Genomic DNA, 8560 nt, shown 5'->3' on the forward strand with positions numbered 1-8560 from the left:
CAACATACTACATTCCTACGAACACAAATTAGTCACAACACACCACATTCCCACTAAAATCCCACGATACATTTTAATAAACCCACCTCCTATGATACAGTGAGTGAGAAGACAAACAAACTAACCCGGAGGCCCAGCCATATGCACAAAAAATGGTTACTACTCATCACAACCCTCATCCTACTCATAGGATGCAACTATCAAAATCCAGAAGACCGCACCGGCTTCTTCTACAACACCTTCGTCAGTCCCCTAGACCACCTACTGCACAGCCTAGGCCACCTATACAACGGCAACTACGGCTTCGCAATCATCACCATCGTACTCATCGTCAGAATCATCCTACTCCCATTCATGGTCATGCAAACGAAGAATCTACACATGATGCGCGAAAAAACCAACATCATCAAACCGAAGATCGACAAGATTAAATCTCGCATCAAAAACGCCGAAGACCTAGAAGAGAAGAACAACGCACACCAAGAGCTCGTCACGACCTACAAACAGTTTGGTATCAGCCCATGGAAGAGTATGCTCGGTTGCTTACCGATACTCGTTCAAATTCCATTGCTGTTCGCTTTAATCGCAGTATTGAAATATCCATCTGCAGGTGGCATCAATGCGCATCCGCGCTTCTTATGGTTCAACTTAACAGAGCCTGAAATCTTCATCACGATTATTGCAGCAGTGATCTATTTCATCCAACCGATCGCTAACCTCATCCACTATCCGAAAGGTCAGCGGACGCCCTACTACATCATGATGATCGCATCACCGATCTTCATCAGTTTCGTGGCGTTACATTCCGCTTCTGCCCTCGGACTTTATTGGACGTTTAGCGGTTTGTTCTTGATTATTCAAGTTCACTTTGCACATCAATATTATGGTAAAAAGGCGCGACGAGAAGCACGCGATCTCGCCCAGCGTACAGGTCACCTCAGCGAGGAAGAACACCATGAGTAAATGCCTTTCTTGCTCTAAAATGATTTCGTCTCATTTTAGAGCTTTTTTACGCGAAAAAAGCCAACCCGACAGGAACTTCACTTCCCTCGAGTTGGCTTCAACACATCTCTATTTCGTTATAATTGCGCGTCTTACTAATTCAATCGTCTTCGCCCAGACGATGTGACCGAAGAATTCAGAAACCAATTCTTGTGGTGGTAAGTCTTTACGTTTCGGCGTAAGTCTTAATAACGGTAGCAACACATCGTGGAATACCACGTGAACTGCTATACCAAATACACTACCATAACCTTTAGTTACTGAAGTGCAACGCTCGGCCATTAATGCGTAGACTAAGGCATTAGCGACAGAAAATCCATAATGTACGCCCATTACGGCCACTGGAATAGGATTACGATTATAAACGACGCGATAGTCTAACACTTTATCTGAGACATTGATTTTTTTCAAAAAAGTAACCGGTGGTGGTTCTTCTTCTCGTTCTGGCGTGCGCGGTGGGAATAGGCTCTCCCAACCTATCTTCACTGCACCGGCCAACAAGCCACCTGCAATGCCAGTGAGTGCTACACGTTTCACTGATATATTTGCCATTTGAAACACCTCTATCTTCTCAGGATTCATTATATTATCTACCCATTTTCAATATGACTATAAGCATATGTGATAGATAGCACTAGGTATGATCGACTAGAATTGTTTCATCATTCACCTTGAATCCTGCTTTGTTGGACGTAATGTCGTAATTAACAACAAGATAAAGCAAATCAGCATAATCAGCGCGAAGACAATTGCTAACGCATCATGTCTACTCAAGTCGAACGCAAACCAACTCAGTAACATTACGATGATCAAGATGAGTGCACTACGCGTGGTACGACCTGCATCGTGGAAACGTCGTACCGTTAACGCGATAGTCGGTATTATTGTAGCAAGTAAGAATAAACCGATGAGCGCAAACAGAGTGGCACTGAGTGCAACGACACCTGTAAGAAAGCTCATCAATCCGAGTAACGCGACGACAAATACCACTATAATATGTATAATCATCGGTACCCAGAAGTTTTGTCGCGTGCTCTCGCCTTTAAAATCAATATAGTATTGCCAAAATGCTTTATAGTCTTCTAACATTCATTATTCACTCCTAGAATAGCGTCTCCAACATTTGAGTTGTGTTTCACTATATCATACACAGCGAATCACGTATAATCTCCACACATTTTACCTAAGGCTGCGAGACCTCTTTAATGATTAAACTGATTCTTCGGTACTAAAGCCCAGATTAAAATGAACGCGAACAACGCACAAACGACGTTGAAACCGAGGCCGTATACCATACCTTGATGAATATTGAATCTATCACCCATCACTGAGAACAACGTACCTGAAATAGCCAGACCGAATGAGTTACCTAATGACGAAGCCATCTTGTACACACCGGAAGCTACACCCACCTTGTCATCTGGAGCTGTGGAAACGGCTGTATCTGTTGATGGTGTCGCGTACATACCTAAACCAGTACCGTAAATGAGATAGCCGATGATACTCACAACGACGTACCATGTTGGCGGTAAGAAGACGAGCATCAATAAGATGATGCCGACACCGTTGAGCAACGCACCAATCATCATTGGACGTTTCGCCCCCATCGATTGCAGCACTTTCTCACCTATAGGAATCATAATGAGCACTGAAATCAAGTAGGTCAAAGTAATATAGCCTGCTTGGGATGAGTTGAAATTCAAGCCGGATTGGAAATATGTATTGGCCACGAGTGTGGTACCAAATACTGCGTTGAGTAAAAAGTTAGAAATCGTCGCTCCGCTATATCCTTTATGTTTAAATAAACCAAAGTCGATCAACGGATTGTTATATTTCTGTTCCCAAATAATAAATGCGATAAAGGACACAATAAAGACGATAATCATACTAATAATGAGCACGGACATGAAACCGTAATCTGACGCTTGTGTGATAATCATGTTGATACTTAACATTGCAATCACGAGTAGAATCAAACCGACAAAGTCAAACTTGCTCTCTGCAGCTTTCTCAGATTTCGGCGCTTTCGTCTCAGGAGCATGTTTGATTAGAAACATACTGAGCAATGCGACAATGATAGAAATGATAAAAATAGAGCGCCAACCTACGTAAGTTGCCATAAAGCCACCAAAGACAGAACAAATTCCTGAACCGCCCCAAGAGCCAATGGACCAATATGTTAATGCACGTTGACGCGCTTTGCCTATGTAATACGTATTAATAATTGCTAGTGTAGCAGGCATAATACATGCGCCGGATATACCTTGAATTGCACGTCCAATAATTAATAGCGGTGCAAATCCAGGAATAATAATCAGTCCAGAACCAATTACACTCAAGATCAAACCGATATACGTTAATTTCATACGGCCATAGCGATCGGCAAGTCCGCCTGCACCAACGACAAGTAAACCACACAGTAATGCGGTTAAACTCACTGCTGCATTAATCGTTCCTAGTTTCGTGTTAAATGATTGTTGTAATGTTGGAACAATATTCACGAGTGAATTGGCAAAGAGCCAGAATGTAATCACCCCGAGAAATATCCCTAAAAGCAATCGATTGTCTCCCTTAAAGGTTCGTTCAGAATCCATTGCAAGTTCGCCTCCTATAAAGTTTCCAAAATAAATAAAAATGTTTCGAAACTGCTAGTGCTACTAAGTGACTCAGCGATATTCACGCACTTCTGCGCGACAATATTCATTCGTTCAACCTGTAGCTCCAACAATCTCAAAACGCTCATGTTCACCAAACGGATGATGACGTTATATCTTTTCATTTTTCGTCATTCATAATATGTTGCTCGGAATTATTTTGGTAATCTTGATGTTTTGCTAATTTCTAAAATAACACTTAAATATAAAAAAGGCTAATATTTTTAACATCTCACACAAGAACAAATTCTAATTTTAATCTTAAAATTACATCAATAGTGAAATAATTTAATATAGTTTTGTTATATATCTCCGATATGTAGTATAATAAAAGGTAATCACAACATGGCAGGTGGCACGATGTTTAACTTATTTATGCTCTTACTTGAGCGCATGGGCTTGATTATTCTTCTCGCCTATATATTAATGAACATCAATTATTTCAAAAATATTATGAATCAACGAGAACAACTTCACGCTAAGGTGAAACTCATCTTTATCTTCAGTTGTTTCTCTATCTTGTCTAACTTTACAGGAATTCAAATTCGAGGAAATGAAATCATTAGTGGAACGTTATATCAACATTTGCCTCACGACGCGTCAATGGCCAATACGCGTGTGTTAACGATTGGGGTGTCAGGTTTAGTTGGTGGACCATACGTCGCGTTGATGGTCGGAATCATTTCTGGTCTCGTCCGCGTCTACATAGGAGGCGCTGATGCGTATACGTATTTCATCTCATCTATCTTTATCGCGCTATTATCTGGCTATTTCGGTCGTAAAGCGATGCGGGCTCATCAGTATCCGACTGCGTTGAAAGGTGCTTTGGTCGGTGTGGTCAGCGAGGTCATTCAAATGCTTTGTATTCTCGTCTTCTCACATCACCCGCAATTATCATGGAATCTGTTTAGCTTTATCTCTATACCGATGATTATGATTAACTCTATAGGTACAGCCATTTTCCTATCAATCATCCTTTCAACCATCCGCCAAGAAGAAGAGACGCGCGCCATTCAAACACATGACGTGTTACAGCTGGCAAACGCTACGCTCCCCTACTTCCGTTCTGGGTTAAATGAGCGCTCTGCGAAACGAGCTGCTGAAATCATACTGAATTTGATGCAGGTATCTGCAGTAGCAATCACCAACCGGCGCGATATTCTGACACATGTCGGAGCAGGATGCGATCACCATGTTGCTCAGAAAGCCATTATCACTAATTTGTCTAAAGAAGCCATTCGCACTGGGACGTTAAAGGAGGCCTACTCACGCGAAGATATTGGTTGTAATAATCCGAATTGCCCTTTAGAAGCAGCGATTGTCGTCCCGCTCTATTTACGTGAAGAAGTAGCGGGTACACTCAAGCTGTACTTTACTGATCGTACAGTGATTACGACTTCCGATAAACAAATGGCGTCGGGCTTAGCTGAAATCTTTTCTAGCCAAATCGAACTAGGGCAAGCTGAAATGCAAAGTGCGCTATTAAGAGATGCGGAAATTAAATCATTGCAAGCACAAGTTAATCCTCACTTCTTCTTTAACGCGATTAATACGATTTCGGCGATGATACGGATTAACAGTGAGAAAGCACGAGACTTGTTGCTACAACTTAGCCAATTCTTCCGCTCTAACTTGCAAGGTGCGCGAGATAATATCATCACATTAGAACAAGAGCTCCAGCAAGTTGAGGCGTACATTTCACTTGAGCAAGCGCGTTATCCTGACCGCTTCAACATTCAATTCAAGATCGCACCTGAGACGAAACACGCGAACGTCCCACCTTTCGTACTTCAAATTCTAGTGGAGAACGCGATTAAACATGCTTTTACCCATCGTAAAAAGGATAATCGTGTCCTCGTTGAAACATCGACGAAGTCTCAACACATGCGCTTAAGTGTGACGGATAATGGTCGTGGTATTCCTGAAGAGAAATTACCACAGTTAGGTAAAAGTAGTGTGAGTTCAGAATCGGGTACCGGCAGTGCACTCGAGAATTTAAACCGTAGACTCACTGGACTCTTTGGCAATCAAGCACAGCTGCATTTCGATTCTAATAAGAAAGGAACACGTATCTATTGCGATATTCCATACCAACATCACAAGGAGGCGCTCACTCATGAAAGCTATCATCGTTGACGATGAACCTTTAGCACGCAATGAATTGCGCTATCTATTAACAGAAATTCAACCTTTCGAACAAATATCTGAAGCTGAAACAATTCAAGAAACACTTGAACTGCTCTTGTTCGATACGTATGATGTCGTCTTTCTCGACATCAATTTGATGGATGAGAGCGGTTTAGACATGGCGTCAAAGATCAATCAGATGGCGAACCATCCTCATATCATCTTCGCGACTGCACATGATACCTTTGCGGTGAAAGCCTTTGAGTTAAACGCGACAGACTATATTCTCAAGCCCTTTGAGAGGTCACGTATTGAACAGGCTTTAGCGAAGATTACGCCGCGCGTTTCAACTTCTACAACGCCTAATCAAACTGCATCAGCCAATCACGATATTGAAAGCGACGCGAAAGACAATGCGACTTATGACTTTGACAAGCTCCCTGTGGAAATGGACGATCGCATCCATTTATTGAATACGACAGATATTATCGCGATTTCTGTCAATAACGGTGTTACGACGATTAACACAACGAGTGGCGATTTTGAAACGAATCAACCTTTAAGTCATTACGAACAACGGCTGAACGACAAGCGTTTTATCCGTATCCATCGTGCGACGATTATTAACCGCAACTATATTCAAACCATCGATCATTGGTTCAACTACACGTACCAATTAACGATGACGCGCGACTTGAAATTCCAAGTTAGCCGTTCCTATATGAAGCGATTTAAACAGCAATTCGGGCTGGATTGACAGTCACCTGGCGTTTAATGCAACTCGGCTCACAGTTATTGCATTTCAGTCTGAAAAGCCCTTGAAAACGCCTTTAGTCTTTTATAATAGAGGTGAAATAGTAAAGGGAGGATGTTATGGATGGCAACTGCAAAATCTCATAATAACACAGCTCAAACATCACGAAATAAGGAAAGTAAGACGTACACTTTCTTACATCAAGTTACTATCCTAGGAATCATCTTGCTCATCTCTAAAGTGATTGAAGGCATTTCCCCGGTGCCGATGCCAGGTTCAGTTGTTGGCTTGGTATTACTCTTCATCGCTTTATGTACTGGCATAGTGAAATTAGGACAAGTTGAAACGGTAGGTACGGCGCTCACGAATAACATCGGATTATTCTTCGTTCCAGCCGGTATCTCTGTAATTAACTCACTCGGTGTAATTAGTTCGAAACCGATCTTAATCATTTTACTGATTATTATTTCAACATTATTACTCTTATTATGTACAGGTTTCACTTCTCAACTCTTGATGAAATTCTCAAGAAAGTCAGATGATACGTTGGAAGCAGCTAAGAGTGAGGAGGATGACAAATAATGGCACACATTCTAGATTTAATCGTACATACACCGTACTTTGGTATCTTGTTATCAGTTGTACCTTTCACGATTGCCGCGTACTTCTTTAAGAAGACAAATGGATTCTTCTTATTAGCTCCATTATTCGTCGGCATGGTTGTAGGTATTGCATTCTTGAAAATTACAGGTATTAGTTATGAAAACTATAAAATTGGTGGGGACATCGTTAACTTCTTCTTAGAACCAGCAACGATGTGTTTCGCAATCCCACTGTATAAAAAACGTGACGTATTGAAAAAATATTGGTTCCAAATCTTTGGTAGTTTGGTTGTGGGTACAACGGTCGCATTAGTACTGATCATCTTGATTGGTAAGATTGCGTTGTTCTCTGACCAAATCATCAACTCTATGTTGCCGCAAGCGGCTACTACTGCAGTGGCGTTGCCAGTGTCTGATGGTATCCATGGTATTAAAGAGTTAACTTCTCTTGCGTGTATCTTGAATGGGGTTATCATCTATGCGTTGGGTACGAAGATGATTCGTTTCTTCAGAATTACGAACCCGATTGCGAGAGGTTTGGCTATGGGTACGAGTGGTCACTCTTTAGGTGTGGCGGCTGCGCAGGATTTTGGTCAGACTGAGGAGTCTATGGCGAGTATCGCGCTTGTTCTTGTGGGTGTTGTAGTTGTTGTTGTGGCGCCGATCTTGTCTCAGTTCTTGGTCTGAGTCGCTTAGTTGTATGGTAAAATGTTTGGCTCTGGGATGTGTGTCATCCTGGGGCTTTTTTTGTGTTGGGTGGAATTATGGTGTGTTGTACTAATTTGTGTTCGTAGGAATATTGTATTTGTACTAATTTGTATTCGTTGGATTATTGTATTGATACTAATTTGCAATACTGCGTATTGGGAGGTGGTGACGCTTTCCCAGGTGGTCACGTTCAACTAATTCATAACGCTTGTTGCGCGTTATGAATGGATTTTCACTGTGCCCTTGATACCTCGGGAGTCGCACCACCTCCTTTTTACTTGTGTTGCAATTGTATCTAGGTATTCTAATGCTTTCCTACAATTCTAAATGTTCCATAACCACAACCAACACACTCTCCCTATTTATTTTTTGGTTTTAAGATTAGTGTTTCGAGGAAGAGAGTGTTTCTATTAAGCATATGTTTAGTGTGAATCGAGTTTTAGAATATCAAGGAAAAATAAGTTTTCTTCTAATACATTACTGCGTATTGGATGTGGGAGGAACGGCTCGCGTTCTTAGGGGAAGAAGCACAGAAATCTGTGATTTCGTAGTGCTTCCCCCGCGAGGATGACTAGAGTTAGAGAAAGCAAGGTGCCTTCTCTAACTCAGTCAACTACCGTGAACACTCAACTAAGTAATAACGCTTGTTGCGCGTTATAACTGGATTTTCGCTGTGACCTTTAATCCCTCAAGAGTCTCGCCTACTCCCACCT

General features: G+C 41.7%; 8 protein-coding genes. 5 read left to right on the forward strand and 3 right to left on the reverse strand.

Annotation, left to right across the window (positions count from 1 at the left end):
• Positions 1-141 precede the first annotated feature (141 nt).
• On the forward strand, positions 142-963 hold the full coding sequence (gene yidC, locus CD039_RS08145) for a membrane protein insertase YidC (RefSeq protein ID WP_103371899.1): 822 nt from the start codon (positions 142-144) through the stop codon (positions 961-963).
• Positions 964-1071: 108 nt separating this feature from the next.
• Here the strand turns inward: yidC and CD039_RS08150 are convergent, their stop codons facing one another.
• From CD039_RS08150 to CD039_RS08160, 3 genes are all read right to left on the reverse strand, one after another.
• Positions 1072-1554, reverse strand: a complete 483-nt coding sequence (locus CD039_RS08150; protein ID WP_103371900.1) for a DUF1440 domain-containing protein — start codon at positions 1552-1554, stop codon at positions 1072-1074.
• A gap of 114 nt (positions 1555-1668) precedes the next feature.
• Positions 1669-2091, reverse strand: a complete 423-nt coding sequence (locus CD039_RS08155; protein ID WP_103371901.1) for a DUF805 domain-containing protein — start codon at positions 2089-2091, stop codon at positions 1669-1671.
• Between the two features lie 113 nt (positions 2092-2204).
• Positions 2205-3596, reverse strand: a complete 1392-nt coding sequence (locus CD039_RS08160) for an MFS transporter (RefSeq protein ID WP_103371902.1) — start codon at positions 3594-3596, stop codon at positions 2205-2207.
• A 420-nt stretch (positions 3597-4016) separates the two neighbouring features.
• Here CD039_RS08160 and CD039_RS08165 point away from each other — a divergent pair, with 420 nt between their 5' ends.
• The 4 genes from CD039_RS08165 to lrgB all read left to right on the forward strand — a co-directional run bounded on the left by CD039_RS08165 (position 4017) and on the right by lrgB (position 7826).
• Entirely contained in the window at positions 4017-5792 is a 1776-nt protein-coding gene (locus CD039_RS08165; RefSeq protein WP_103371991.1) for a sensor histidine kinase, read from the forward strand.
• Positions 5773-6540 (forward strand): response regulator transcription factor LytR, encoded by a 768-nt coding sequence (locus CD039_RS08170; RefSeq protein WP_103371903.1) that lies wholly within the window; start codon positions 5773-5775, stop codon positions 6538-6540. Before CD039_RS08165 ends, CD039_RS08170 begins: the two co-directional genes overlap by 20 nt.
• Positions 6541-6660: 120 nt before the next feature.
• Positions 6661-7119 carry an antiholin-like murein hydrolase modulator LrgA gene (gene lrgA / locus CD039_RS08175; RefSeq protein ID WP_103371904.1) on the forward strand — a complete coding sequence of 153 codons (459 nt, stop codon included), beginning with the start codon at positions 6661-6663 and terminating at the stop codon, positions 7117-7119.
• Positions 7119-7826: an antiholin-like protein LrgB gene (gene lrgB, locus CD039_RS08180; RefSeq protein WP_002471025.1), complete on the forward strand. Its 708-nt coding sequence runs from the start codon at positions 7119-7121 to the stop codon at positions 7824-7826. The genes lrgA and lrgB overlap by 1 nt, the downstream gene beginning before the upstream one ends.
• The last annotated feature ends 734 nt before the right edge of the window (positions 7827-8560 follow it).

Source organism: Staphylococcus argensis (assembly GCF_002902305.1).
Classification (GTDB): Bacteria; Bacillota; Bacilli; order Staphylococcales; family Staphylococcaceae; genus Staphylococcus; species Staphylococcus argensis.